The 25,416-nt window shown below is 65.3% G+C and carries 21 protein-coding genes and 1 pseudogene; 11 read left to right on the top strand and 11 right to left on the bottom strand.

Annotation, left to right across the window (positions count from 1 at the left end; all coding sequences use genetic code 11):
- Positions 1 to 163 precede the first annotated feature (163 nt).
- From JJ691_RS30295 to JJ691_RS30285, 3 genes and pseudogenes are all read left to right on the top strand, one after another.
- Positions 164 to 2,092: a Tox-REase-5 domain-containing protein gene (locus JJ691_RS30295; protein ID WP_211763005.1), complete on the top strand. Its 1,929-nt coding sequence runs from the start codon at positions 164 to 166 to the stop codon at positions 2,090 to 2,092.
- Positions 2,092 to 2,811 carry an Imm52 family immunity protein gene (locus tag JJ691_RS30290; protein WP_211763004.1) on the top strand — a complete coding sequence of 240 codons (720 nt, stop codon included), beginning with the start codon at positions 2,092 to 2,094 and terminating at the stop codon, positions 2,809 to 2,811. The genes JJ691_RS30295 and JJ691_RS30290 overlap by 1 nt, the downstream gene beginning before the upstream one ends.
- Positions 2,812 to 2,979: 168 nt before the next feature.
- Positions 2,980 to 3,412: pseudogene (locus tag JJ691_RS30285) on the top strand (chitinase); the annotation flags it as partial.
- Positions 3,413 to 3,463: 51 nt separating this feature from the next.
- On the opposite strand, the gene JJ691_RS53455 reads toward JJ691_RS30285, so the two are convergent.
- Positions 3,464 to 3,808, bottom strand: coding sequence for a helix-turn-helix transcriptional regulator (locus tag JJ691_RS53455; RefSeq protein WP_442912485.1), 345 nt, complete (start codon positions 3,806 to 3,808; stop codon positions 3,464 to 3,466).
- Positions 3,809 to 4,142: 334 nt separating this feature from the next.
- Between JJ691_RS53455 and JJ691_RS30275 the strand changes: the two genes are divergently transcribed.
- Entirely contained in the window at positions 4,143 to 4,472 is a 330-nt protein-coding gene (locus JJ691_RS30275) for a hypothetical protein (RefSeq protein WP_249227106.1), read from the top strand.
- A 275-nt stretch (positions 4,473 to 4,747) separates the two neighbouring features.
- Here the strand turns inward: JJ691_RS30275 and JJ691_RS30270 are convergent, their stop codons facing one another.
- Positions 4,748 to 5,128: a hypothetical protein gene (locus tag JJ691_RS30270; protein ID WP_211763003.1), complete on the bottom strand. Its 381-nt coding sequence runs from the start codon at positions 5,126 to 5,128 to the stop codon at positions 4,748 to 4,750.
- A gap of 36 nt (positions 5,129 to 5,164) precedes the next feature.
- Entirely contained in the window at positions 5,165 to 6,121 is a 957-nt protein-coding gene (locus JJ691_RS30265) for a sigma-70 family RNA polymerase sigma factor (RefSeq protein ID WP_211763002.1), read from the bottom strand.
- 172 nt (positions 6,122 to 6,293) lie between these two features.
- On the opposite strand from JJ691_RS30265, the gene JJ691_RS30260 reads away from it, so the two are divergent.
- Positions 6,294 to 6,647: an antibiotic biosynthesis monooxygenase family protein gene (locus JJ691_RS30260; RefSeq protein ID WP_211763001.1), complete on the top strand. Its 354-nt coding sequence runs from the start codon at positions 6,294 to 6,296 to the stop codon at positions 6,645 to 6,647.
- 83 nt (positions 6,648 to 6,730) lie between these two features.
- A complete protein-coding gene (locus JJ691_RS30255) occupies positions 6,731 to 7,825 on the top strand; it encodes an MBL fold metallo-hydrolase (RefSeq protein ID WP_211763000.1) in 1,095 nt (364 codons plus the stop codon).
- A gap of 546 nt (positions 7,826 to 8,371) precedes the next feature.
- Here the strand turns inward: JJ691_RS30255 and JJ691_RS30250 are convergent.
- The 5 genes from JJ691_RS30250 to JJ691_RS30230 form a co-directional block, all read right to left on the bottom strand.
- Positions 8,372 to 10,396, bottom strand: coding sequence for a caspase, EACC1-associated type (locus JJ691_RS30250; RefSeq protein WP_256449443.1), 2,025 nt, complete (start codon positions 10,394 to 10,396; stop codon positions 8,372 to 8,374).
- On the bottom strand, positions 10,377 to 10,631 hold the full coding sequence (locus JJ691_RS30245; protein ID WP_211762998.1) for a hypothetical protein: 255 nt from the start codon (positions 10,629 to 10,631) through the stop codon (positions 10,377 to 10,379). The genes JJ691_RS30250 and JJ691_RS30245 overlap by 20 nt, the downstream gene beginning before the upstream one ends.
- 397 nt (positions 10,632 to 11,028) lie before the next feature.
- Complete coding sequence (locus JJ691_RS30240; RefSeq protein ID WP_211762997.1) at positions 11,029 to 11,982, bottom strand: hypothetical protein; 954 nt, start codon at positions 11,980 to 11,982, stop codon at positions 11,029 to 11,031.
- 98 nt (positions 11,983 to 12,080) lie between these two features.
- Positions 12,081 to 12,947, bottom strand: a complete 867-nt coding sequence (locus JJ691_RS30235) for a hypothetical protein (protein ID WP_211762996.1) — start codon at positions 12,945 to 12,947, stop codon at positions 12,081 to 12,083.
- A gap of 822 nt (positions 12,948 to 13,769) precedes the next feature.
- Entirely contained in the window at positions 13,770 to 15,971 is a 2,202-nt protein-coding gene (locus tag JJ691_RS30230) for an ATP-binding protein (RefSeq protein ID WP_211762995.1), read from the bottom strand.
- A 122-nt stretch (positions 15,972 to 16,093) separates the two neighbouring features.
- Here JJ691_RS30230 and JJ691_RS30225 point away from each other — a divergent pair, with 122 nt between their 5' ends.
- The 3 genes from JJ691_RS30225 (at position 16,094) to JJ691_RS30215 (ending at position 18,139) form a co-directional block, all read left to right on the top strand.
- Positions 16,094 to 16,567 (top strand): hypothetical protein, encoded by a 474-nt coding sequence (locus JJ691_RS30225; protein ID WP_211762994.1) that lies wholly within the window; start codon positions 16,094 to 16,096, stop codon positions 16,565 to 16,567.
- A 118-nt stretch (positions 16,568 to 16,685) separates the two neighbouring features.
- Positions 16,686 to 17,432 (top strand): hypothetical protein, encoded by a 747-nt coding sequence (locus JJ691_RS30220; protein ID WP_211762993.1) that lies wholly within the window; start codon positions 16,686 to 16,688, stop codon positions 17,430 to 17,432.
- Positions 17,433 to 17,638: 206 nt separating this feature from the next.
- Positions 17,639 to 18,139, top strand: coding sequence for a hypothetical protein (locus tag JJ691_RS30215; RefSeq protein ID WP_211762992.1), 501 nt, complete (start codon positions 17,639 to 17,641; stop codon positions 18,137 to 18,139).
- A gap of 349 nt (positions 18,140 to 18,488) precedes the next feature.
- Here the strand turns inward: JJ691_RS30215 and JJ691_RS30210 are convergent, their stop codons facing one another.
- Positions 18,489 to 19,013 (bottom strand): tyrosine-type recombinase/integrase, encoded by a 525-nt coding sequence (locus tag JJ691_RS30210; protein ID WP_211762991.1) that lies wholly within the window; start codon positions 19,011 to 19,013, stop codon positions 18,489 to 18,491.
- 442 nt (positions 19,014 to 19,455) lie between these two features.
- Between JJ691_RS30210 and JJ691_RS30205 the strand changes: the two genes are divergently transcribed.
- Both JJ691_RS30205 and JJ691_RS30200 read left to right on the top strand, forming a co-directional pair.
- On the top strand, positions 19,456 to 20,181 hold the full coding sequence (locus JJ691_RS30205) for a hypothetical protein (RefSeq protein WP_211762990.1): 726 nt from the start codon (positions 19,456 to 19,458) through the stop codon (positions 20,179 to 20,181).
- Positions 20,178 to 21,491, top strand: a complete 1,314-nt coding sequence (locus tag JJ691_RS30200; RefSeq protein WP_211762989.1) for a 7-cyano-7-deazaguanine synthase — start codon at positions 20,178 to 20,180, stop codon at positions 21,489 to 21,491. The genes JJ691_RS30205 and JJ691_RS30200 overlap by 4 nt, the downstream gene beginning before the upstream one ends.
- Positions 21,492 to 21,514: 23 nt before the next feature.
- On the opposite strand, the gene JJ691_RS30195 is transcribed toward JJ691_RS30200, so the two are convergent.
- Together JJ691_RS30195 and JJ691_RS30190 are read right to left on the bottom strand one after the other, a co-directional pair.
- On the bottom strand, positions 21,515 to 22,816 hold the full coding sequence (locus JJ691_RS30195; protein WP_211762988.1) for an McrC family protein: 1,302 nt from the start codon (positions 22,814 to 22,816) through the stop codon (positions 21,515 to 21,517).
- Complete coding sequence (locus tag JJ691_RS30190) at positions 22,813 to 25,335, bottom strand: AAA family ATPase (protein WP_211762987.1); 2,523 nt, start codon at positions 25,333 to 25,335, stop codon at positions 22,813 to 22,815. Before JJ691_RS30190 ends, JJ691_RS30195 begins: the two co-directional genes overlap by 4 nt.
- Positions 25,336 to 25,416 lie beyond the last annotated feature (81 nt).

The following is a 25,416-nucleotide window of genomic DNA, read 5'->3' as shown; positions in this document are numbered from 1 at the left end:
CAGGAAGACACCAGCCGCGTCGCTTGCCTCCGCGAGCACACCTCAGAGCCTCATCCCTCATCCGTGCTGTCCCAACTTCTCCGTTCCAGGCACATTCCTGCCCGCCCGTCCCTAGAGTGGGGCCTCGACTTGGACCGAGCACACATCCACTACTGGGGGAAGCATGGGTGCGTCCCTGACGCGGCCCGCCGGGCCAGATCAGCTGGCCAGGTGGGCGATCACTCGCAAAATCCTCGCGTGCGTCATCGCGGTTGCGATCGCGCTGCTGTCCGTGCCGGGCGCGCTGGCCTGGGCGGCCAGTAACCCGGTCAATGGCTCCACCGACGGTGGCCCGGGCATCTGGCGCCCAGCCAAGAACGGCGGCCCACGACCGGGAACACAATCATGGGACTACGAGCAACAGATCAAGGGCGGTGATCCAGGCCTGGACTACTGGGTGCCGTTACCGGAGACCCGCCAGAAGCCGGGATTCGACATCCACACCTGGGACCCGATTGACGCACCGGGAGCGACCAGCGACGGGGTGAAGTTCGACGGCTACGATTCGGCCACCAGTGAGCTGATCGAAGCCAAGGGCCCCACCTACGCGTGGCTGCTCGACCCCAAGAACGCGGGCTGGTCAAAAAGCAAGGACGGCATCATCCAACAGGCCCAACGGCAACTGGCCGCGGCCAGCGAGACCAACACGCCGATCCGGTGGGAGTTCGCAGAGGCCGACGCGCAGCGACAGCTGAGCGCCGATTTCGCCCGGATGGGCGTCAAGTCCGTCTTCACCCCGCCGGCCAAGCCGGACCTGTTCGACGCGCCGGGCAGCCCGGCCGATCCCGACGGCAACGCCGTGCAGGGCGGTGCCGCAGAAGAGGAACCAGGCGGGATCGACTTCAGCACGCTGCAACTGCACTATCTGTCGGCCACGACGGCGCCGGACGGTTCGGTCGGCTTGAAGTACTCGTTCCAGAACACGCCCGGCCTTGTCACCGGCGATGCGAGCAGCGCCCGTGAGGCGTCCGACGCGTTCTTCGTCTGGCTGTCCCTGGACCCGTCGCAGTTCTGGGTCAACCTGAACCCGCACCAGCCCGACACGATCATCGACCCAGCGCTGGCCAGGACCGACGTGGGCAAGGTGTTGCTGGAGTCCGATCTTCAGCTGAAGAAGTCGATCACCGATCTGATGGATCCGAACACCAAGCTGGGCAACGAGTTCTGGCAGAAGATCTACCACGGCCCGGACAACGACCACTGTTTCTGGATCCGGAATTGGATCGTGCCCCAGCCAGCCGCGGTGCGGCCTTCTGGCACCGACCTGTACATCCTGGACGCCCCGCTGGAGGTGCGGTCGGAGAACTGGCACGACGGCTCCAACGCCTGTCCCGGCCAGACCCAGCAGCGCGCCGACTACAACGAGCAGGTCATCCACGACCTGTTGCTGCCGGCTGTGCAGCAGAAGGTCAACACCGCGCCCGAGTTCGCCGAGCTGCGCAAGGTCTACTTGAGCCGGATCGCGGCGGAGTGGTACCGCCAGCTCAGCACGACGCAGAACACCCAGTACAAGTCCGTGATCGGATCGGGCATTGTGGGTCCGTGGGCATCGCGCACGGCGTGGGATCCCAAAGATGTGTTCAACCAGTACGTCAAGCTGGTCAACGGCACGCACAGCGTGATCACGGTGGACGGCGTGACGTACCGGATCGTCTACGGCGGCGTCGACTTCTCCAAGGCGCCTCAGACACCGGTGAGTCAGCAGGAGTTCCAGCAGAAGTGGCCGCAACTGCCGCAGACCGTCGACCGGTCGATTAGCAAGCCGACCCTGGACTCGAGCGGAAAGTCCATCTGGTTCGGTGGCACCTCCCTGGTCGCGCAGGTGCAGCCCGGTCCGCCGAGCACCACACCCCCTCCTCCGTCGTCGACGACGGGCCCGCCCAACAGCACACCGCCGGCGACCTCGACCGGCAGCGGGCCGGCTCCGCAGGGGAGCGGGCTGGCCAACACGGGTGTGTCGGTGCTGGTCCCGACCATCGCTGGCGTGGTGTTGTGCATGATGGGCGTTGCCCTAGTTGTGCTGATGCGTCGTCGAGCGAGGAACCGAACCTGATGTCAACGCACGGATCGTCCTGGCCGGGCACGGTCGACCTGTCCCACGACACCTGGTTGTTCGAGGCCGGGTGGGCAGCCCGGCGGGACGATCCGGCGGACTGTACGGCGCGGCTGCTGGCCTGCCTAACCGAAGTGGCCGCGCTCGACCCGCTGCTGAGCCGGTGGTACCACGGCGCGGAGCCAGTCGCCGTGGACGAGCCGAGCCTACGAAGCCGGGTGGATGCCAACTGGGACAACCCGACCTCGTCGACGACGCACGGCACCGTCATTTCGCTCCGTAACGGGATGACCGACGACCTGACCGTGGCCACCTTCTCGGTGTCCTGCGGAGCGACCGCGTCCTACCTGCGCAACTCGGTCGAACTCCGGCCGCCACTGCCGGTGTCCGTGCCGCACCTGTACCAGCTGGACACCATGCTGGGACTGGTCGACTCGATGATCTCGGTGTGGCAGCCGCAGTGGTGCCGGGTACGACCCAGAAGCCTAGCCGAGGCGACCGGGCGGGACACCGTGGACGTGTTGGCGTCGTGGATTGTCTACCTCGACGAGGGCAGCCACCGCCGGACGGATGGTGCACTGCCGGAGGAGGTGGATGTGCTCGAACGCGCCAATGGCGAGATGTTCGTGCTGGCGCCGACCGCTGAACGAGTGCAGTTGGCGACCATCGACCGGCTGCGCGAGCACATCACGCTCGCTGACGCGGCACGGCTGGGCTGACCGTCCGCGCACCAGCACCGAGCCTGTGACGCCGGACAGCACGATCTGACCAACCACCGACAGCGGCCTATCGGTTATGTGGGGACAACACATGGTCCGAACACTGGCCCGGCTCCCTGCTGACGCGGTCGTGCGGACACTGACCTGGACACAGCGCGCTGGAATCGACTGGCCCCGCAGACCATCGACATGCAGTCCACCAGCTCCGGCTACTTCCCGCTGGCGCTGAACATCACGGACATCCTGACCGTCGTCAACCACCCAGTACTACAACTCCGGCACCATGAACGGCTGCGACGGCAACGTCTACGCCCAAGGCACCGAGGACTTCCTGACCGTGCTGGCCTGCATCCAGCTGCAAAGCGGGCGGAACCCGAGCCAGGTCGGCTCCGGCCTGCCGGCCTCACCGTCCGACGCCGGCAGCGGCTACCAGGACCCTGCCAACGTCACTAAGGCGCTGGACTGCCTGGCCACCGGCACCAACTGCGGCACGTTCACGCCACCGCAGACGTCGGGCGCGATCGGCGGGACGATGGACTGGTCGATCAACTGGGACGCGGCCAACGGCTACACCTTCGCCAACACCGTCAAGGCCGGCTGATGCGCGGTGACGGGGCGCGACTCGTATGCCAACACCTCGAGTCGTGCCCGGTCACGCGCACCGAGCTTTGGTCATGATCCGACGGACGTGGGCACGTGAGGTCGCTGGGCTGATCACCAGGTGCTCGGCGACTTCATCGTGGGACAGTGCACCGGCGACCAGCGTCAGCGCCTCCCGATCCTGATCGGTTAGCTCGCGCGGCGCCGTGGGATCGGGCCGGTGCTGCTCGGGGCGGGCGGCGAACTCGGCGATCTGCCGCCGGGTCGCTCCCTCACCGAGGTGATCAGGTCGAATTTGAGGTAACGTCGCTTCCCGACCCACGCCGCGAGTGCGACGCCGAGCAGGCGTCGGCCGTGTCCCCGGACACCTGATGGCCAGCCTCGCGATCCACGACATAGTCACGCATGTTCACTTGAAATACACCTCGTTCGCTGGCCGGCGATAGCCCGTTGGGTACACGCTGGGGTGCGAATCGCGTGCACTACAGCGCGCGGGTAGGGAGTCGGTAGGTCATCATGAGGGTGTTTCGGACAGTCGGGGTGTTAGTCGGCGCAGTGGTGATGCCTGCGCGGTGGGCCCGTTCGCGCAGGCAACACCCGCGCACACCACGGCAGTGATGGCTCCGTCGCAGACTTGTTCGCAGCAGTATCTGCCGTTGCCGGATTCAGCGTGTACTCCAGGAGCGCTCAACCCGGATGTCACGCAAGCGACGATCGGTCAGACCATCTGCGTGTCCGGGTGGACGGCGACGATCCGGCCGCCGGTGTCCTACACCAACGCGCTCAAGAAGCAGGGCATCGCCGACTACGGCTACGCGGACACCAGCATGGCGGACTACGAGGAAGATCATTTCCTGCCGCTGGAACTGGGTGGGGCGCCGCGGGATCCCAGGAACTTGTGGCCCGAGCCGCACTCCGGTGACCAGAACTCCTACTCCAAGGACAAGGTCGAGAACGACGTGAAGAAGGCCGTGTGTGCCGGCGAAGCGACCCTGGACCGAGCCCAGCAGGCGATGCTTGCTAACTGGACCACGGCAGAGTCGGTGCTGGGCGTCGGCTGACGCCACAAGCGGCGCTGGCGGGCACCCTGTGACCACGTCGGAATAGCGCAGCAACTGCACTTTCGCCGTTACTGAATACATGGCGGGATCCAACGCTTGGTGTAGGATCTCAAAACTGATGTCGTAATCTCACGAGCGATGTCGTACGGATGTCGTATACGACAGCGCGTTGAGATTCTCCCCGAACGGCGTGCCCGATCCGCGCGGGGTCGAAAACTCATCGCGCCATGCCAGATGCGACCGGACAGCCCCGTCGTTTGTGACATCCCCGACGGTCAACAGGGCTCGGGGAAGCAATGCCAGCGGCTCAGCTTGTCCTGGTTGAGCACGATCCACAGGGCGCTGATGCCCGTCTCGCCGGCCTCGACCGCGATCACCGCCACGGCTTCCCCGGCGGCCTGGCGCATGAGCAGCCCGGACCGTCCGTTCACGGCTTCGACTGTGAGATCGGCGTGCGGGAACACGCTCCCGATGAGCGTGACGAGGCGGGCCACGTCCTGCGCTCCGTGGAAGGTCCCGGTCAGCGCGGGCAGCAGACCGGCGCTGTCGCAGACCGCGGCGGCTTCGGCGCTCAGCACCTCGCGCACCGCGACGGCCTCGCCCGACCGGATGGCCTCAGCCAGCCGGTACACGGCGTCGTCACTCTCGCGGCCCATAGCCCACGCGGTTCTCGCTCCCCAGACGGTTGCAGGTTACGACCGGGTGGAACCGGGCTTTGTGACGTCGCCGAACCGGGTCTCGGCGGCGAGCCGGGCGGGCAACGATCGGTCCGTGATCTTCTCCGTGTTGAGCATCCACAGCACCTGGTCGATGCCGTCGGTGGAGGCGCTGATCGTCAGCATGCCGAACGTCAGGCCGCCCTGCCGGATGACGACTGTGGCGAGTCCGTTCGTGGTGACCCAGTCCAGCTCGACGCCGTCCCAGAACCACACCATGGCGTGCAGGAACTTCGCCACCGGCAGCGCACCCACAATGACCTTGCGGGCGACGCGGTGCCGGCCGTTGCCGTCGGACACGTTGGCCACGTCCCCGGCGAAGAGCTTCTCCAGCACGGCCATGTCCCCGGTCTTGGCGGCTGTGAGGAAGGACGTCAGCAGCTCCTTCTGCCGGGCCGCGGTCACCGGGGTCTTCCGCTCGCTCGTCATGTGCTTGCGGGCGCGGCTGACCAGCTGCCGCACCGCGGGCTCCGTCGAGGTCAGGACGTCGGCGATCTCGCCGTACGAGTAGTCGAACGCTTCGCGCAGCACGTACGCCGCGCGCTCGTTGGGCGTGAGTTTCTCCATCAGCAGCAGTGCCGCGTACTCCAGCGCCTCGCCTCGTTCGGCGCCGAGGTACGGGTCCGTGCTGGTGTCGACCGGCTCGGGCAGCCACGGCCCGATGTAGGTCTCGCGCCGGACGCGTGCCGACTGGAGCAGGTTGATGGCCAGCCGGGTGGTGGTGGCCGTCAGAAATGCCGGCGGGTTGTCCACGGAGCTGCGGTCGTAGGTCTGCCACCGCAGCCAGACGTCCTGCACCAGGTCCTCGGCCTCGGTGACGCTGCTGAGCATGCGGTAGGCGATCCCGAACAGCTGCGGCCGGACGCTTGTGAAGACCGCGACTGCCTGCTCAAGGTCGTCGGTGCTGCCGGTCTCGGCCTTCGTGGTATCCATCGCCCTCGCCCCTTACTGATCAGTCGCATCACGGCGAGCGTTCGCTCTCATCGTGTGCCATGGAGGCCGTCCGTACCAACCCTGGAGAGCGAATCCCCAGCTCAGACAGCATACGTGCGGTCGACATCCAGGGTGATGTCACAGATTCGGGGCCTGCCCGGTCAGTTATGCCATGAGCCAATCCCTCGAATCGAAGACCGGTGTCGACGGACCGGTCACCGTGATCAAGCCCTACACCGTGCCGTCGGCCGAAGCCGACTACTTCGCCGAGGCCTACCAGGAGAACGCCCGGATCATGTCGACACAGCCGGGCTTCATCCGCTCGCGGCTGCACAGGCCGCTCGCCGACGCGCCTGACATCCAATTCATGCACATCGCCGAGTGGAGCTCGGGCACCGCGCTCGACAAAGCCACAGGCAATCCCGAGTGGCGTGCCGCGGTAAAGCGCCTGTTCGACGATCCCGGTCTGCACATCACCTCGACACCGGCAAGCTACCGCGTCGTTTCCGAACTTCGCGCTTCCTGAGGACTGCTTCCGCCCGAGCGGCGCCGGCCGAGCACCGACACCGACAGCAGCACCGACACCGACAGTACGAACAAGGAAAGATCATGACATCAGAATCCGCAGAGACGACCGGTGCCAACCGCCGCACGTTTCTGAAGACCGCGACCGCCGCCGCTGCGGTTCCCGCCGCCGCCGTGCTGGTGGGTGGTGTCGCGGACACCGCTGCCGCCGCCGACACGCCCTCATCCGGCCTGCCGGACTACGCGCCGGTGCCCTCCGGGGCGGTCGGGCCCGCGCTCAACGCCGAGGGCTATTACGTCGGACAGATCAAGGGCAACCTGTACTGGATCACCGACGCCTATTACCAGGCCATGTTCCTCACCACGCGGGAGGGTGTCGTGCTTGTCGACGCCCCGCCGACTACCGGGCACAACCTGCTGCGGGCCATCGAGCAGGTGACCCGCGCCAACGGCAAGCCCTCCAAGGTTACGCACCTGGTGTACTCCCACAACCACGCCGACCACATCGGGGCCGCCTCCCTGTTCGGCAAGGACGTGGTGCGCATCGCCCACACCGAGGCCCGCCGGCTGCTGCGCATCGACAACGACCCCAACCGGCCGGAACCCAACGTGGTCTTCGACGACCGCTACACCCTCCACGTCGGCGGGGAGCGTCTCGAACTCGCCTACCATGGCCCGAACCACTCCCCGGACAATATCTTCATCTACGCGCCCGACTACGCCACGCTCATGCTCGTCGACGTGCTCTTCCCCGGCTGGGCGCCGTTCAAGGGGCTCGCTGCCTCCTCGGACATCCCCGCCTGGATCAAGGCCCACGACATCGCGCTCGACTATCCCTGGCAGACCCTCGTCGGCGGCCACCTCGGACGGCTCGGCGTCCGAGATGACGCCACCCTGCAGAAGCAGTACATGGCCGACCTCCTGGCCAGCACCAGGGCTGCAGAGGCCGACGTCGACCCCACTCCCTTCTACGAGAAGTACGGACCGAGCGGCAACTCCTGGGCCATCTTCAAGGCCTACCTGGACGCCGTCGCGGAGGCAGCCGCCGCGCCCGTCGTCAGCAAGTACATCAGCCTGCTCGGCGCCGCTGACGTCTTCACCTTCGACAACGCCACGGCCCTGATCGAGTCGCTGCGCATCGACTTCGGTGAGCTCGGCCCCTTCGGTATCCGACCGTGACACTGGCTACGGACCCACGTCGGGCCCGAATGCCGAGAACGTAGGGCTGCTCGGACATCTGAATAGATCAATCGCCCCAGGTCAACAGCTTACCGACCTGGGGCGATACGAGCTGGTGCAGATTTCGGTTCACATCCTCAGCCTCGCCAACCGTTCGGCGGCCGTCGAGCCCCGCTCTTCAGCTGTCCGTCCAGGTCGGAGACCGCTCAGGCTCGTTGAGCGAAGAAATGCCGCAGGTCTGAGACTGATCTTGGTGACATCGCCGTGAGACAATTGAGAAACCGCAGATCACACAAGATCGACATGCCATGCGCGGTGAGAACCTACAGGCATGTAGGGTCTCGCGACACATGTCGCAATCTCACGGACGATGTCGTAACGATGTCGCATGCGACATCGCGGTGAGATTTAAGTTTCGCTCAAGTCGACGTCAGAGCAAGCTCGTTGAACGCGTGCTCATAGCGATGAGCGCGCGATTCGCGGCGATGCCCGGCCGATGGCGTGCCGGGTAACGACGCGGGCTCACGAGTTTCTCCATCACGGGGATTAGCGGCTCCACAGGCAGACGTTGTTGTCTGCGCTGCCGCTGGCGAGGAGGCGTCCGTCGGGACTGAACGCCACCGTAAGCACCCCGCCGGCATGGCCGGTGATGGGCGAGCCGACCGGTTCACCGGTTGCCGGATCCCACAACAGGACCGCGTTGTCGCTGCCGGACCACCGGAAGGTTTTGTCCCGGCGGCTGCCGCTGGCGAGGAGGTGTCCGTCCGGGCTGAACGCTACCGCCATCACCCCGGCAGTGTGGCCGACGAGGGGGTGGCCGATCGGTCGACCGGTTGCCGGATCCCACAGTCGGACGGTTCTGTCCCTGCTGCCGCTGGCGAGGAGGTGTCCGTCCGGGCTGAACGCCACTGCCGTCACCTCGGCAGTGTGGCCGACGAGGGGCGGGCCGATCGGTTCTCTGGTTGCCGGATTCCACCTCCGGACGGTCCTGTCATTGCCACTGCCGGCCAGGAGGCGTCCATCGGGACTGAACGCCACCGCCGTCAGGCCGGTGTTGGCGGCGAGGTGCACGCCGGTTGGTTGACCTGTTGCCGGATCCCAAAATCGGACGGTCGTGTCATTCCCGCAGCTGGCCAGCTGGTGTCCGTCCGGACTGAACGCCACCGCCGTCACCCCGGCAGTGTGGCCGACGAGGGGGTGGCCGATCGGTCGACCGGTTGCCGGATCCCACAGTCGGACGGTCCTGTCATTGCCGCCGCTGGCCAGGAGGCGTCCATCTGGACTGAACGCCACCGCAAGCACCGCGCGGGTGTGGCCGGTGAGTGGGTCGCCGACCGGTTCACCGGTTGCCGGATCCCACAGTCGGACGGTCCTGTCATTGCCGCCGCTGGCCAGGAGGCGTCCATCCGGACTGAACGCCACCGCCGTCACCCCGGCGAAGATCCCGTCGTGTCCCCTGAGGACCCTCACGCAGCGGTAGTCAGGCGCTTCATCCGCTCGGTGATCGGTGGCGGGTTGGTGGGGCGGCGCGGTCTCGGTCGGATGCTCGGTTGGGTTGCCGGCGGTCGGGATTGTTCGGTTGGTGGCCTGGAGCAAGTGGCTGGCATCAGCGGCGACCGACGGGACGTCCTGGGAAGCGACGCGCTGCAGGACCTGGCGGGCGGCCGCGACCGCGCTGGCATCATCGGAGGCCAACCAGGTGCCCAGGGTGGCGACAGCACCCCGACGGATGTCCGGGTAGGGGCTGTCCAAGGCCACTCGCACCGCCTCAGGCAGCTTCGCCGGGGTGACCGTCGCCCCGTGGGGATTGCGGGCCAGGATGATCTCGCCTTCGGCCCCGTATAGCCACCGCTGCGGGCTCTGCTCCCCGCCAGCGGCTACGACCTGGTCGGCGGCGTAGACGTAGGCGTCATCCACCGTGATGTAGCCGTCGCCGTCACGGTCAGCGGCCCCGGTGCGGAGCCCGTCAAGGAGAGCAGCGGTGAACACCGAACGGCCGGTGACCACGCCGGGCAGCACAGTGCCCTCGTATGAGTACTCACCGGCCCGCGACGCAGTCAGCACCGCCCGCCCCCGCCCTGCCCCGATCAGACGGCGGTCCAACTCGACATCGGAGCCACTGCCCGCTTTGGCGCGCGCGAAGGCGCCGCTGAAGCAACAGTCCAAGATCAGCACCTGTCGGCGAGCCCGGCACTCCTCCAGCCGGTCCAGCAGCCATGCCGACTCGATCCCGGTCGCGGCCAACTGCCCCTTGACGGTGTCGGTGGCGGCGAAATACAGGCGGCCGCGCGCGTCCAGCACGCCATGGCAGGACAAGTAGAGCACCACCAGATCGTCACGGCCCCGGTCAGCCAGGAATGCGCCGATGGCCCGACGGATCTCGTGCTCGGGCCGGTCCAGCATCGAGGTGACGGTGAATCCGCCGATCTCCGGGGCGGCCAGCACATCAACGACCGCGGCCGCATCCTGCGCAGGGGCACGCAATTGGGTCATCTCAGGGTCGGTGTAGGTGCTGGTGGCCACGACCAGGGCCAGCCGTGGCCCTGGTAGCTCAGGCACTGTGTGCTGCATGCCGAGCGAGCCAGCCGTCACGAACAGCGTCCTGTTGCTGCCGCGTCGCGTGGGGGATCTCGTGGGGGTCCGCGTAGACGGTGGTCTCGTCGGTGCGGTGGCGACGCAAGTGGGTGGCGAGCATCGTCGTGAACGCGGTATGGGCGTTCGTGACGGCCGTGTTCGCCGTGTCCTTCACATCGGCGGCCACGCCCCCGACCAACGCCGCGAGCGGCGTGTCCGCAACCTCGCTCACCCCACACCCCGATCCGGTCGACTCGAACGATCCCGTTGACCAGCCACCTATAGCTGAATCCCGGCCAGACGGTCACGCGAACCGGTCGACCACTCCCCGAACAGACTAGTCCGCGGATCCGCCAGCCTCGTCAGTCAGCGTCACACCCCGCCCAGGTCATGCCGGACAGGCCGGTGACCAATCGGTGCCGGACGAAGAAATGCCATGGGTTTGAGACCGATCATGGGTGACACGGCCGTGAGACAACTGAGAAAGTCCAGGCGAGCGAAGATCGACATGTCATCAGCGGCGAGATCCTACACTTGGCTGTAGAGTCTCACAGCTGATGTCGTAACCTCACGAGCTGTGTCGTAGCGATATCGTTTACGACATTGCCGTGAGACCAGTCGGTGTGCGATCAGTCAGGCAGCTGATCCAGACGCAGGCTCATCGCCTCCTGCTCCGCCTGCTCACGGCTGCGCCGATAGCTGCACACGAAACAGATTCCCGCCCGGATGTTGTACCCGAAGGAGTCGCTGCCGCCGTCAGGGATCAAGGTGCAGTTGCCGCACAACGGGCAGTCTTGAAGCCCGTCGTCCTCGAACGGGTCAGGGGCGAGCCAGTCCGCCGCCTTGACCCGGCGGTCGATCTCGTCCTGGGTGAGCAGCCGGAGATAGTCGTTCGCGAGGTCCACACGCAGCTGATCGGCGTCGATGTCGTCACGCTCGGTGGCGTCGATCTGCGCCGTCAGCAGTCTGTTGAGGCCAGGATGCGCGTCGAGTGCGAACAGCGCGTCGAGATGGCGCTGCTCAAGCTCGCCGTCGGCGTCGTTGCCGTGTCGGATCCCGTTCGCGATGTCGATCGCGTCCAGGAGCACTGCCGAGTCGACACGCACGATGTGGTGGGACGGTGTGAACGGCCGGAACGCAGAGCCTAGCGGCCCCTCCGGACGATGCGGCTGGAGCTGCTCCGGCGGGATGTCCAGAAAATGTGTGACCGTGAGTTCCACCGCGGTGGCGGTCGCACCGGTGACATCCCACTCGGCGGCGATGCCGTCCACCCGCACCTGCGGCGCCGTCAGCGCGGTCCCAGCCGGCGTCACCGCCTGAGCGCGGGCCTTGCTGGCAAGGATGTCCAGAAGCTCCCGGCTGAACAACACCTTCAGCTTGCCGTCCTTACCCGGCTTCGGTCTGAATTCCTCGCCGCTCCAGCTCGATCCGACGATGACGGCTAGGCTGTTGCTGAGTGCGGCGTCGAACAATGACTCCGCGCCGGCGACGTTCGGATCACGCTGCAGCGCGAACGCGCATCGGGCATAGACCTGGGCGCGGCTGTAGAACAGCGCCGCGTCGAGGGACTCGGGAGGCAACATCTCGCCAGTATCGGCCTCTACCGCGGAGGCATTGACGAGACCAGCTGGGGGCGCGGCGTCTGGGACGATCGCGCCCACACGATGACAGAGGGTCCAGATCAGTACCGGCGGCCGTGGCTGGGAAGCCCGCCCGAGACCGTCCGCACACTTTCCGAGGCCGAGTGCGTCAGGGGCCGCACTCGTAGCGTGGGCGCCTTCACTGGCTTCGATGCCGTCCTGGCGGGTTGTCCCGCTGCGGTCACGCAGGATTGACACGAGCAGGGCGGCAGCGCGGCTTCCGACTCGCTCATCGGTTCGGTGATCTGCTCGTTCGACAGCAGACACACCTCGACCTTGCCGGGGATCTGGTGTGAGTACAGCGTTCCCCGTACCCGGTGCAGCCGGGTCCGGGCGCCGCACACCGGGCACTCGTAGCGTTGGACGTAGGGGTTACGGCTGCGCTCGGGATCGTGCCGCACGGGGCCGCCCGGTGGCGGTAGCGGGGCAGGTGCGAGCTGCAGCCCGGCCAACTGCAGGGCCTGCGACCGGCGCTGGTGCCGAACCTCGCGTGCGATGCGCTTCCGACACGACAGGCACTTCTGGTTGCTCAACCTGCTGCGGGGAAAGTGATTTCCGCAGCCCTCGCAGGCCTGCGACCTGCATCCCTTGTGGATGGCGACGCGCTTGCCGAGGGGCTTTTCGCACACCGAGCACAACCGCGGCTCAGTCGGCTCCGACGCCGGCTTCGCCGCCGCGTCGCTGTCGTCGGAGTGCCCCGGCCCGGTCTGCGGGATGTCGAGCTGCTGGCGAAGCTGTGCGCACGCCCGCTCTGGGTCGGTCTGCCCGGTCGCGGCACACAGTTGGGTGCGAAGGCGCTGGTGGATGATCAACTGCTCGATGTTGAGGCCGGAGCTGCGCCGGCGCTTGGCCAGCGCGGTGAAGGTACGCACGGCGTCGCGAAGCTCTGTGTGATCGAGGTTGGTCATAGACACCTCCCTGGCAACCAATCCACTGTGCCACGACTACACGCGATGCCGGGGCAGGTCGTGGAGACGGCCGGCGCGGCGGCCGTGTGCGTGACCATCGCACCCGGCACCTCGCGGCGTTACGCCGGTCAGCTGTGGCAGGACGAGACCAGCATGCGGTTGGTGCCGCCGTCTAAACTGGTCAGCGTCGTGTCGTTCGTGGTGATCACGCGTCCCTACAGTTCCCGACTACTCCATATGGGTGTACCGCAGCGATGTGTGAATCCGATCGTGTCGAGTGGTGACATCCCGTTGATCAGCGACGATGGACAGTGTGGTGTGGGAGAGGTTACTCACCGGCATCGACATCGCTGTCCTTGTCGACGCCGAGCTGGACTGGTGGCCCACCGGCGACCTGTACGAGCGGCTGCTTCTCGCGGGCCCACCACCTACGATCCCACCGGCGGCATCTGGACCCGGTTCAGCTGGTGCTGGGGCCACAGCGCGACTCGGGCGATGGCCACCCGGTACCTTTTCCGAACTAAGCAGCTCTTTGACACGACCAGGCGCTACCGTCCCCTTCTGGCTCACGGTCCACTCGACCCGAGGCTATCTCGGATGCGTGGGCGTCCGAAGCCGTTGACAGCCGCGACACAGCAGATGGATGTGGAGGCGCCTGATCTCCGCCCGGCGGTCCCCGACTGGGCAGTCACTTTCAGGGGTGAGAAATTCGGCGATGCTGATGGCTTGGTGCTTCCATCCTTTTCCTTGCGGCTTCGGAACTGCTGTACCTAGTGTTTCCTTGGCTAGTCCACAGTCGCTACCGAGAAGCGGTTGCCCGGGCTACACGTCTTCAGGTTGAGTGAAACCGTCGATATTTTGCCGCACCCGTATCGCGCTCGCGTCGCGGCCTTGTCGCCGGTACAGCTTCTCTGCCTCCTGCCACGCCGTTCGCGCTTGACTGTGTTCGCCAACTTTGAAGTAAGAAAATCCGAGATCATCAAGGACGCTGGCACACCTGCGGGCATCGCCGAGCGTGCGGAACAGAGTCGCGGCCCGTTGGTCGTAGTTGATGGCATCACGGTGACAATCTGTGTTTCGGGCGATATCGTCGAGGGTTTCCAGTGCGATCGCTTCGCCATAACGGTCATGATGATGCTGTAACTGCGCAAGGGCCGCCTGACAGTGAGACCGAGCGGTTTTGTAGTCACCCAGCTGCGACGAACACCAACCCATGTAGTTTAGTGCGTTAGCCTCCCATACTGGCAGGTTGAGGTTGCCGTAGAGAGCGTGGGCTTGGTCGGCGTGCTCCAGGGCTTGATGAAAGTCGCTTTGAGTGGCGGAAGCGACCGCAAGGGCTCGGTGAACCTGCGCCTGTTGATGGAAGTCGCCGTATTTTTGGGTCAGCGCCAGGGCTTCATGTAGGTGTCGGCGAGCTTCGTTATGACGCTCACGGGCAGAGTAGGCGACACCGAGGTCCCGGTGAGCGATTATGAGCATGTGGACGTTGGATAGGTGAGCAGCGGAATCCAGTGCGGTTAGCCACACGCGAAGGCGATCGCGGCTGAGTCCTCGTCGGCCATGGAATTCGTTCAGAGACCAGGCTATTTGCCAAACGACGTCATGCCAGCCGTGAGTGACAGAACCGCGCTGGGCGGCGAGCAGTGTGGTATGCTCCGTGTCGAACCAGTCTATGGCTGTCTGAATATTCTGAACCAGCTGAGGGTTGGCGCCGGGAGCAGGCGCTCTGAGTGGGACCGATTCACGGTAGGGATTTAGGATCCGAGCAGCAGAGTGCGCCGTGTGTGCGTAAAAGTCGAGCAAGCGCCGCAGCGCGACCTTCCGCAGTTCCCCGGGCAACTCTTGGTCCGCTGTGGTGGCGGCATAACCACGGATCAGGTCGTGCATCACGTACCGATTGCCGGGCTTGCGGTCAAGCAGCGACGCCTCCGTCAAAGCCATGAGCACAGCGTGGGCCTGCACGTCGGACTGGTCAGACAGCCTCGCGGCGGCTGGCAGACCGATGTCAGAGCCGGGTGCGATCCCCAGCAAACCGAACACCTTGCGTTGCTGCGCGGTCAGGGCCCGCAGGGACCAGGACAACACGGTGTACACGTTCGCGGCGGGGTCGTCATTGTCCAGCGCTCGGAGCCCGAGGTGGCGCAGGTCTGAGACGAAGTCGGCCAGGGGGACGTCGGGTTGAGTGTAAGCGCGGCCGGCAATCAGGCCGAGTGCAAGCGCGAACCCGCGACAAAAGTCGATCAGTTCGTCAACGGCCTCCGTTTCTGCTGTGATTCGGTGGAGCCCGAGCCTGGCGGTCAGCAGCTCGCGGGCGTCTTGGGGGGTGAGCGTAGCCAAGCGCAGCTGGCTGGCGCCGTGTCGGGTGATCAAGGTAGGCAATGTGCGGCGACTGGTCACGATAACCGTGCACGTACTTCCTCCAGGTAGAAGCGGGGTAATCTGATCCGCACCGGCGGCGTTGTCTAGCACGATCAGCATCCGCTTGCTTGCCACAAAGCTGCGGTACAGCCTGATCTGATCCTCCAGTTCGACAGGTATGTGGGAAGGGGTGACACCCAAGGAAATGAGGAACCCTCGCACAGTGTCGGCGACCGACATCGGCTCGCCTGCCGGAGAGAAAGCCTGCAGATCGACGAACAGTTGCCCGTCGGGGAATCGGTCCAGGTGTTGATGAGCCCAATGTAGGGCGAGCCAGGTCTTGCCGATCCCACCGGCGCCGGCCAGTACGAAGATCAGTACCGTGCCCGCAGCGCCGGCGGCATGATTCAACGTCGCGGTGAGTGCCGCGAGTTCGTCCACGCGGCCAACGAAGCCGGACGAGGCCGGCGGCAGTTGGCGTGGCGTTGGGGCCTTGCGCGGCAACGGGTAATGGTAATGGACGCCGCCGCTGATTACTCCGGCCTGCACTGAGCCGGTCACGATGCCGGCCGTCAGCGTGTTGTGGATCTCGCCGGCTGACGGCCGTCCTTCGACGTCATCGCCGTCATACTCTGCATTTGCCATCGTCGTGCCCCTGGTCGCCACGTTGATGGTCTGACGATAGCGAGCCGATCAGCTGTGAGTACCTTCTTCGCGCTAGTCGCACCCCACTCCCTCAAATACGGGATAGTACGGCGGACGTCTGCGTGAGGAACGAGGGGTGCAAGGTGTCGAAGAGCGATGGTTCCTCCCGGAAGCATGTCGTCATCGCTGCGGCAGGCGCCTTCGCCATGGTGGTCGGCTTGTCCCTGACCGTGATCAACTCGCTGACACCTTTGCTGGGGGGCGGGCGCCGGATCTCTCCGATGCCCGCCCTTCCTCCATTACCTCTGCCGTTCGGTGATGACCGGGATACCGAGGTCGACCGGGCCGTAGCCCCCATCCTTGGTCCGGTCGAGACTGATCAGTTTCCGGGCCGCCTCGTTCAGGCTGGTCTCCAGGCCGGCGACCTCGCCCATCTAGCCATTCAGCTTCGCCTCCTGGATGCGGTCGCGCAGGTTGGCGATGATCTCGACCAGCCGCGGCCGCGCCGACGGATCCAGCCGAAGGCTTGTGAAGATCATTACTGGGTCTCAGTTGTATCGAGGCATGCGGTCGGTCGCGACATCGCCTGCTGGGGCTGGCCGCCTCAAGGCATGTGACATCTTGCGGTCTCGCGACAGCAAGGCTACCCATGTCACCATGAGGTTATCTCCCGCAATGAGTCGAGCCTGAGCGAATCGTGCCCACGGGTCGTGCCCTTGGTGTCATGCTTGGCCCATGGGAGCCGTCAAGGAGCGCACCGCTAGCACGAGGCCGCGTGTGCTCAACCCGCTGTGGATCATCTCTCTGTTCCTCGGGATCGCTGAGACCACACTGGGAGTTGCCGCGACGCAGGTCACCGGTTGGATTCAAGGGCTGTTCGCGGTGTCAGCCACCATGTTCCCCTTGCTGGTGTCGGCAGCTTTCTTCGCCACCCTCTGGAAGAAGCCAGAGGTGCTCTACGCGCCCGGCGACTTCCCCGAGCATGTCCCAGTCCCTGAGTTTGTTCACGGCATACACCGGAGTGTGCCTGGTAACCTGGAAGAGGTCGGCTCGGTGGTGCGCGACACACTAGAGTCGGTCCTGCCCGGCATCCTTGCCTCCCGAGTGTCCCCAGACGCAGTCGAGGAAGTCGTGAACGAGGCTGTGGCAAGCGCGCAGACCGACCTGGAGAACCGCACTATCAAAATAGATCTTTCTCGCGTTGGCATTGGCGTCAACCAGGTTGAATGGCTCATCGACAGGAAGATGACCGTCGATAACTTGCTCGATTCCCTCTGGCTCGTTCATCTCAAGCAAGTAGTGCCGACCTATGCCTATTCCGAACAATGGGTGTTGATGGAGTGTCAGACAAAGAAAGTCTTCGACCAGATGGGGTCTCGGTGGGCCGAGAGGCACTCCTTGAAAAACGACGACCGGCCACTCGAGGCAGTTGGCATACTTCCAGGAATGGAGCTTGCGGTAGTCCTGACAAGTGAAGGCTAACTGGAAAATCTGTGGACGGCGACTGTATCGCCCTTCGAGATCGCGAGCAAGGCGAACTACCGCTCATCACTGTTGCTTTCCGGCCGGCCAACGTGTCAAAGTTGGGCATGCCAAGATCAACTGTCGTGGTTTGGCGCCGGAGTGTGGTCCAGCGAACGAGCGTGCCGACCTGGCCCAGTTGGTCTGACTACGGGAGACTCCTCCGCGTGCTGACGCCTCTTGTCGCTGGATTGTTCGCCTTGGCTGGCGTAACACTCGGTGTGTTCCTTGAGCCCGTGAAGGCTCGCGTGGCGGCCCGAACCCGACTACGGGAAGACAGAGCGCTGCGCTGCGCCCAGTTGGTTGAGGCGGCGACGGCAGCTAGTGGGGCGATCGTATGGCTCTTGGGGACCATCCGCATCGCCACTCCGCCGCTGGCCGCGAGCGACACCATGATCGCCGAGGTGGAGCAGCGGTACTGGAGTGTGCGCAACGACATCAAGAAGGCGGTGTTGCTGATACAGCTCATCGGGCCAAACGAACTGATCGTGAGCGCCGTGGCGGTCAGCGACAGCGACCTGGACCTCCGCAGGCTATGGTTTGATCGAGAGCCTGCCGCGCGCCAGTCGGACTCCGCTGAGATGGCCCAGGCATTGCACGCCAACACGCGAGCGTTGGAAGAGTTCGCCGACCTTGCGCGCCGACTCACTACACCTTCTCGGACCTAACTCCTCAGCCGGGCTGACGTCGTGGCACAGGACCGCGCGGCGATTTGGACGAAGGAGGGCATGCCGAGCTCCGTGATGGTAGATTGCCGTTGAAGTGTCGAGTCAATTTGGGCGATCTTATCCTCGTGCCAGCCAGGCTGGCTTCCCCGGGTCATCCTTCGCGCTTGGCCTCGATAATACGAGACTCCAGATTATCTCGGATCTCCTCCAACTGCGGTCGTTGCACTGGGTCAGGCCGCAGTAGTGAACACCTGGCACAGGCGTGCTCATGTACGCAAGGCGATCTGAATGCTCATGTGCAGGTTCCGACTGACACCTTCCTCTTTTTCAAGTGTGCAAGGAAGGAGTCTCACTCTTGATCGGTCGGGGTCCGATATTCTCCGCTGGGCCGGGTCGTCCGTCGGCGGGCAATGAACGCCCGATGGACCTCGATCGCCTCGGCGGGATAGACCGCCTTGTAACCCATTGCCGTGTCGAGAGATTTGTGTCCGCAGATGACTTGGGCGATGTGGGGCAGTAAACCACTCATGATGGCGTTCGTGGCAAAGATTCTCCGGAAATCGTGGAGTGAGAACATGAGCGGATCGCCGCTGGTGTCGGTGAGGCCGGTCGCCGCGAGCGCGTTGATGAGCAGTTTGCGGATCGCCGTGGGTGTGAACGGCGGGTTCTCGCTGCCGATGGAGCGTTGGAACAGCAGCGGCATCGGTGGGTTCCAGACCCTCTCCCGGATGTCGTAGGACGCCACGAGCGGTATCGCGCCGTTGGGGCCGCGCAGGCGGCTAACCATGGCGCTGAGGACGTCCGTGAGCTCGGGGCTGACGAGTAGGAGGCGCTCGGTGTCGGTCTTGGATGGCGCGATCTGCAGCAGCGGCACGAGCTCGCCGGTGGAGGGCAGTCGGTATTCGGTGATGCTGTGGTGGCTTAAGGTGTCTGACTACTCAGCATGTCGTGCGTGATGATGCCTGTTCTGGTTGACGTACAGGTCGTGCACATGCACCAGGGCGGTAGCTGTGGTGATCTATGGCTGTCATCCGTGTGGGCGGCGCCGGCGACACTCCGCGACCGAACGTCGGCAAACGGGGGTTTTCGTTGAGTGGAGCCTGGTCCGATTGAGCGGATTCTTGCAGGCTGATTGCTCAGTGACCGGCCGTGTTCTTAGCTGACAGCGCGGCATTTCCTGCACGCTCGGGGGAGGTCATGTGGGGACATCGGTGCGTTGGCCAGGCCCATCACGTGGCGCCTGGACCTCTCCCAGCGCGAGTCTGACGCGAACACTGAACGCTCTTGTGGACCGCGGTGTTGAGGCAGCGGTGCCGGTGCCTCGAAGCGAGAGTGAACCGTCCAACTCCGCTGGACCGCCGGCCGCACCCCCACCGGCCCTGTCGCCAGACGAGGTCGAGCGCCTTGGTGAAGGCTTCCGGGCTGCACTGGCCACGGCGCTGCAGCGCGATCCGGACCAGTTCGGTCTGCGGGATGCCGTCGAGCAGGCCGGAAACCGGCTAATGGATACCCTGCAGAACATCGACCGCGAGTTGCCGGCATGGCTTGCGGTAGCTGACGACGCCAGCGTTGATGAGCGGCGGGATGAGTTCGTTGCCCGCTTCAGTGACGAGGTCGCTGGTTCGGTCGGGGGCATGGCGGACGCCGCTGTTCGGCACGCCGCCACGGACGCCGCCGTCGCAGTGCTCGATGGCAGTCCGCGGCTGCGCCACGCGGTGGACACGGGAACGCCCTCCCGCGGTGGCATCAGCAGCGAGCTCTTTTGCACCGTCTACCGCATCTTCTTCGCGCAGGCCGTCACCAACTTCCTGAAGTCCGTGATTACCGCGAAGATCACGCTGATAGCACCTATCCTTCCCGTCATCGATCCAGCTGGGCACATTGCCACATGGATTGCGGACATGATCATGTCGATTGTGCCGACCCCATGCGATCAATCAAGCGCGCACGACAGCGGCCCACCCATCGCCGAACTGGGACGAAGCCTTGTGCGGGAAACAGTCGAACGTGCGCTGGGCCTTCCTGTGGATGGTGCATCATGAGCAGCCAGCGCGTGTTCCGCTACGCGTTCAGCTCGGTAGGGAAGTACCCCACCACCGGTGAGTGGTCCCACGTGAGCGAGGCGGACTTTCACACCTCGCTCCGGCGGATCGGACAGGCCGTCTTGGCCGCCGAAGTCACGCCTGCGTGGGCTGATGATCTGTTGCGTATCGCCCGCGCGGTGTACCTGGTGGACAAACGCGCCCCGCGTCCTCGCGGTCTCGACCCGTGGACCAGGGACCTGCACCTATGGGTCCATGTCACCGATGCCGACCGGTGGCGCGGCGAGCCCATCACCGTCCTGGAGACGGTGCTGCGCGCCATGACCTCAGACCAGTGGCATCTCACCATCGAGGGTGGCGCCCCACCCATCGACGTCCAGCCACGCCTGGGCACAGACTCGCCCGCTGGCGAGGTGGCTCTGTTCTCCGGCGGCCTGGACTCCACCGCGTACGCGGCCCAGCAAGCAAGCACACCCGGGCACCCAGTGCTGTTGATCGGCCATGACCTGGCCGACGGCCACATACCGCAGAAAGCCCTCTACGAAGCCATTCGGCGCCTCTCTGGTGGGCAACGAACGATCACGTACTGCCCCGTCGGGGACAGCCCCGCCACCCCATCCGGCTACTCGGAGCCCAGCACACGTACGCGTGGGTTCTTGTTTGCCGCCACCGCGATCTATGCCGCAGCGGCGCACGGCACCACCGTGGCCACCATGCCGGAGAACGGCCAGCTTGCGATCAACCCGCCGTTGACAGCGGCTCGACGAGCCGCGTGCTCCACTCGGTCGGTGCACCCGTGGGTCCTAGACCTGCTCAACCACCTCACTACCGCTGTTCACGGCGACGTGTCCCTGCACAATCCGTTCCTCTACAAGACGAAGGGGGAGGTGTGCGCGATCGCCCGCGACAGTGGACTGTCGGCCAACTCGCTCGGCGCCACGGTGAGCTGCGGCACCTATTCGGTGCACCGCCAGGACGGCAACTGCGGATTCTGCTATCCCTGCCTAATCCGGCGCTCCGGTCTGCAGGCCGCACTCGGCCACGACCCGACGCACTACAGCCGTGCTCTGTCCGAGCTCACGACGATCAAGACCGCGCAACACGTCCTCGACCTCCAGCAGTGGCTGCTCAGCGACTTCGGCGCCCGTGAACTGGTTGCAGACATGCCGCTGCCTCGATCGGCTGACCGTCCGTCGCTGCTGGCCATGCTGACCCGAGGCCGCGCCGAGATCGTGCAGATGCTCGCCCATCACCATCAGTGGAGCCCTGTCCCGGAGACCGGCGCAGTCGCCGAGGCCGTTGAGCGTTAGCGAGGCGCAGTGCGGTCTGACGGTCATGCTGGTGCGCGCATGTTTGAGGTGAGCTGGCCGAGTAGCGTCTCGAGTAGGTCGCGTCGTCGAGTGGGGTCGTTTGTGTTGAGATACAAGGGAACGTCGATCGGCATCGCGTTGACGTGTGCGCCAACGCTGTTGTCTGGGTGGCGGATCGTGAGTGTCGTCGTGGGGGTGCTGGCGGGTCCGGGGTACAGGATGCACGCAGTAGGAGCGTCGTCGCGGCTGAGCGCATAGCCATACAGGAAGGTCTGGTACAGATCTGTGGGGTCAAGCTTGCGGTCGGCGTACATCTTGTACTTGATGTCCACCGGACGCCTCCAGGCGTGCGGGCTTCGCCCGTCGCTGATCACAATGTCCGGGATCAGATTGGTGTACGTGCGCCCCGCTGTCTCATCGCGGATGATCCCGGAGTGCGCAACTTGGTCCAGCACGACCAGCCCGGTGCCGGCGGCGGCCTCGCGCAGCAGCCGGGTGGCGAACCGCTCGAACAATCGGTTCATGTCAAGCAGGAATGCCTCACCGTGGTGGCGGCTGCTGGTGTAGAGGTCGTCGAAGCCACCGGCGCCCAACAGCAGCAGGGCCCAGTGGTGAGCAGCCCGGTAGTGCTCGTTGTGTCGGTGATAGGACAGGACCGTGGCGACATGCCCCGCATCCAGGGGCGGCGTTGCGCACAGCGCGGCGAAGTCGGCGGCGACTACTCGAGCACGAGCTCGTACAGCCGTGTCACTGGCGGTACGGGCGGCCACTCCCAGCGCCACCGCGCATAGACGGTTGTCGAGGATGTCGGTGGTGAACTCGTCGAAGCGGCATTCCAGGTGGTCCAGCCGGCCGTGGCGGCGAAGCAGTTGCCGGTCGGTCAGTAGCCTGCCGCGCAGGGCAGGCAGCAGATCCTCGCGGCGTGTGTAGTCCCGCCGTGGCCCCGAGCGCAGGATGCCTTCGCACTCGGTGGCTAGCAGCAAGCAGAGCAGATCGCGCAGGTGAAGGCCGCCGGTGGGCATCGAACGTGGAGCGGGCAGCGTGTGCAGTGTGGACGTTCCGCTGGTGTAGTCGAGCATGTGCAGCACGCCGAGTTCTCCGCCGACCAGTTTCGGGGTGATCCGCACAACGACGCTATCGAGGGTGATCACGCCGACGTGGGAGGTGGTGGACACCTCCAGCCGGTCACCAGCAAGCCAGCGTAGTGCCAGCCGGTTGCGGATCTCCGGCTGTTCGGCGAGTTCTCGATCGGCCGTGGTGGCAGGTATCGCCTCAAATACTTCGGTTTTGTGCTCAGCCAGGGTGATCACGCGTTGGTCGGTCATCCGTCTACCGTGCCGACCTGGAATTCCGTGTAGAGGGCCTCGACCAGCTCCGCGGCGTCGAGCTCGCGGATGTGGTGTGTGGGCAGATCTATGATCGTGTCGCCGACGAGGGCAGCGAGCAGGTTGTAGTCGTCGTAGGCGTACTCCTGCAGCAGGGGCAGCACCTCTCCGTAGACCACCGCTGCCACCTCGGCTTCGTTGTCGATCGGCTCGCCGTCGGACAGGAAGAACGAGTGGCCGATCTGGCGTTCGCGGCCAAGGTGGCGCAGTAGCCGCTGGTTCAGCCCGCGCAGCAGCAATCCGAGGTCGAGTTGCCCGACCAGGCTGCCGTCCAGGATGGTGGGGTCGGGCATGATCTCCAGGAACGTGAACCGCCGGCGTAGCGCGGAATCGAGCAGCCGGATGCTGCGGTCCGCGGTGTTCATGGTGCCGAGCAGGACGACGTTGGGCGGGACCTGGAAGGCCCGTTGGCTTTGCGGCAAGGTCACCGTGATGCCGCGTTTGTCGCGCTCGATCAGCGTGATCAGCTCGCCGAAGATCTTCGGTAGGTCGCCGCGGTTGATCTCATCGATCAGCACGAGGTAGGGGTGGTCCGGATCCTGTTGCGCGGCGCGGCAAACCCGCGTGAACACCCCATCGGTCATCGCTAGCCGCAGTCCGTCTTCTCGGCCCTGGACGCCCGTGTTCCCCTCGGCGGTGACTGGGCGGAAGCCTTCGATGAAGTCCTCGTAGGCGTAGGCGGGGTGGAAGGTGAGCTGGGTGAGATGGCCGTGGTTGGTCAACGTGGCCAGTGCGGTCCGGAACCCCTCGGTGCCGTAGTCGGCCAGAGGGTCGACGTTGAGGTCGACCCGTTCGGCCAGCCACCACAATGCGAACCGCAGAGAAGTGTAGGTCTTCCCGGTACCTGGTGGCCCGAACAGTACGGCCTGTCCTTTACGTCGCAATGCCTCCGCCAGCCGGGGGAACTGCGGATCGGTGGGGAGCAGCGGAGCTGGTGTGGCCGCCGGTTCTGCCGGTTCTGCGTCGTGGTCGGCGGCGCGATTGCGGCGGATGACTTGCCAGAGCCGGTCGGGCACCTTCGCGACGGTCACGACGCCCCATGCTTTTTCCGGTTCCGGGAGTTGCTGGGCGTAGCTGGTGTCCCAGTCCACCGCCACCGTGTGCCGCATATCCGGGCGTTCGGGCCGCCAGGAGTAGCCGGCGCTGGTGACCGTGCCGACACCAAGGATCCTGCTGATGCCCTGGTTGGCGACCACCAGGTCATCGGCTTGTAGTTGCGTCAGTCGCCATACTTCGGTGGCCTTCTGCGTGATCTTGCTCTGGTTGCCGTTGTACTCATCTCGGTAGGCGGTGCGGAACGCCTCGCGGAACTCGTCCTCATCGGCGAAGGCGGAGAGGTCACCTACATCGTCCCAGCCAACGCAGATGTATCCGCCGCGAAGACAGTCCTGCCATTGGTTGGCGTTATGGCCGGGGGCGATCTTCATGATGGACCTGGTGGGCCGGGGATCTGCCCACCAGTACAGGAACTTCCCGATCTCCAGCGGGTTCCATCCGGCGAACCGTGCATCCTCGACGGTCAGCTCGCGCAGCCGCGCGCACGCTGCGAACGGACCGAGCGACCGCGAGGCCGCCTGCCCAGATATGCGCTCGATGAAGTGCCGGACGTGGTCCCGGCTGTAGATCGGCAGGAGTCGATCAGGGAAGTAGCTGAATACGGCCTTGCCTACCAGCAAGGTGCCCGAGCGCAACACGTCGATGTCGTCGATGTCGGCTAACCGGCCTTCGCCCGCTGCGGTGAAGGCATCCTGGAACCCTTGGCGCAAGGCTGCCCACGCCTGGCCCACGTCGGAGAACTGCTTGTCGAAGTACCAGCCCTGGTCGCTCCTGCGCCGGTAGATGATGTGCTTTCTCGAGCTGCCACCGGAGATGCTGCCCAGGTTCGGGGTCAGAAACTCTATGAGGTGGCAAAAGTTTCCCCGAAAGTCATCGTGGCCGAGTGCGTAGCGCTCCAGTGGCAACGAATCCCATGACTGGAGCGGGAATGCCTCCCGTACCTGTGCGAGTTCTGATTGCCCCGCAGCTACTGCGGTGGCAATGGTGGTCCGGTCGAACAGGGCCAGCGCCTCGTCCAGCGTGCGCCAGCGCCGCGCCTCACGTCCGTCCACTGAGATGGCTGGGCGCAGCACACATTCGCTGCAGGTGGTGGTGAGCGGTTGGCCGGCGCCGTTCACCAAGTCTGCCGCCCGGGCGAACGCTGCCCGGCCTTCGAGATCCGTGCTCGGCGCGGAGTCGATCAAGCGTCGCCATGTCATGCGGTCGGGATCAGGAATTCGCTGCAGCGCAGCAGTGTCCGTCCCGCGGACGTACATGCAGTCCAGACGGTGGTGCATCGCCGTGCCGGTTGGTGTGCCGATCACCTCACCAGCCGAGGGCATCAGCGCCCATATCTGGTCCTCAAACTCGATAGCCTCGGGTCGACCCGGCGCCTGTGCCCTTGCATCGACATCCTCCGCCATCGGGCGTCCTCCTCGCTGTCGGCACCGAGCCCCCCGCGGCAGAGCTTAATGTCACAACATGACTACCGCACTGGGGACGGT

Origin of the sequence: Kutzneria sp. CA-103260 (assembly GCF_018263855.1) — a bacterium.
GTDB lineage: Bacteria > Actinomycetota > Actinomycetes > Mycobacteriales > Pseudonocardiaceae > Kutzneria.
This window is presented reverse-complemented; position numbering and strand designations above follow the sequence as displayed.

What these genes read in the sequence shown, in the direction of transcription:
- JJ691_RS30255 (WP_211763000.1), top strand. Translation starts at nt 6,731, where the DNA reads ATGACATCAGAATCCGCAGAGACGACCGGTGCCAACCGCCGCACGTTT.
- JJ691_RS30260 (WP_211763001.1), top strand. Translation starts at nt 6,294, where the DNA reads ATGAGCCAATCCCTCGAATCGAAGACCGGTGTCGACGGACCGGTCACC.
- JJ691_RS30270 (WP_211763003.1), bottom strand. Translation starts at nt 5,128, where the DNA reads ATGGGCCGCGAGAGTGACGACGCCGTGTACCGGCTGGCTGAGGCCATC.
- JJ691_RS30220 (WP_211762993.1), top strand. Translation starts at nt 16,686, where the DNA reads ATGGGAGCCGTCAAGGAGCGCACCGCTAGCACGAGGCCGCGTGTGCTC.
- JJ691_RS30265 (WP_211763002.1), bottom strand. Translation starts at nt 6,121, where the DNA reads ATGGATACCACGAAGGCCGAGACCGGCAGCACCGACGACCTTGAGCAG.
- JJ691_RS30240 (WP_211762997.1), bottom strand. Translation starts at nt 11,982, where the DNA reads ATGTTGCCTCCCGAGTCCCTCGACGCGGCGCTGTTCTACAGCCGCGCC.
- JJ691_RS53455 (WP_442912485.1), bottom strand. Translation starts at nt 3,808, where the DNA reads ATGTCGTGGATCGCGAGGCTGGCCATCAGGTGTCCGGGGACACGGCCG.
- JJ691_RS30200 (WP_211762989.1), top strand. Translation starts at nt 20,178, where the DNA reads ATGAGCAGCCAGCGCGTGTTCCGCTACGCGTTCAGCTCGGTAGGGAAG.
- JJ691_RS30195 (WP_211762988.1), bottom strand. Translation starts at nt 22,816, where the DNA reads ATGACCGACCAACGCGTGATCACCCTGGCTGAGCACAAAACCGAAGTA.
- JJ691_RS30190 (WP_211762987.1), bottom strand. Translation starts at nt 25,335, where the DNA reads ATGGCGGAGGATGTCGATGCAAGGGCACAGGCGCCGGGTCGACCCGAG.
- JJ691_RS30290 (WP_211763004.1), top strand. Translation starts at nt 2,092, where the DNA reads ATGTCAACGCACGGATCGTCCTGGCCGGGCACGGTCGACCTGTCCCAC.
- JJ691_RS30295 (WP_211763005.1), top strand. Translation starts at nt 164, where the DNA reads ATGGGTGCGTCCCTGACGCGGCCCGCCGGGCCAGATCAGCTGGCCAGG.
- JJ691_RS30235 (WP_211762996.1), bottom strand. Translation starts at nt 12,947, where the DNA reads ATGACCAACCTCGATCACACAGAGCTTCGCGACGCCGTGCGTACCTTC.
- JJ691_RS30250 (WP_256449443.1), bottom strand. Translation starts at nt 10,396, where the DNA reads ATGCAGCACACAGTGCCTGAGCTACCAGGGCCACGGCTGGCCCTGGTC.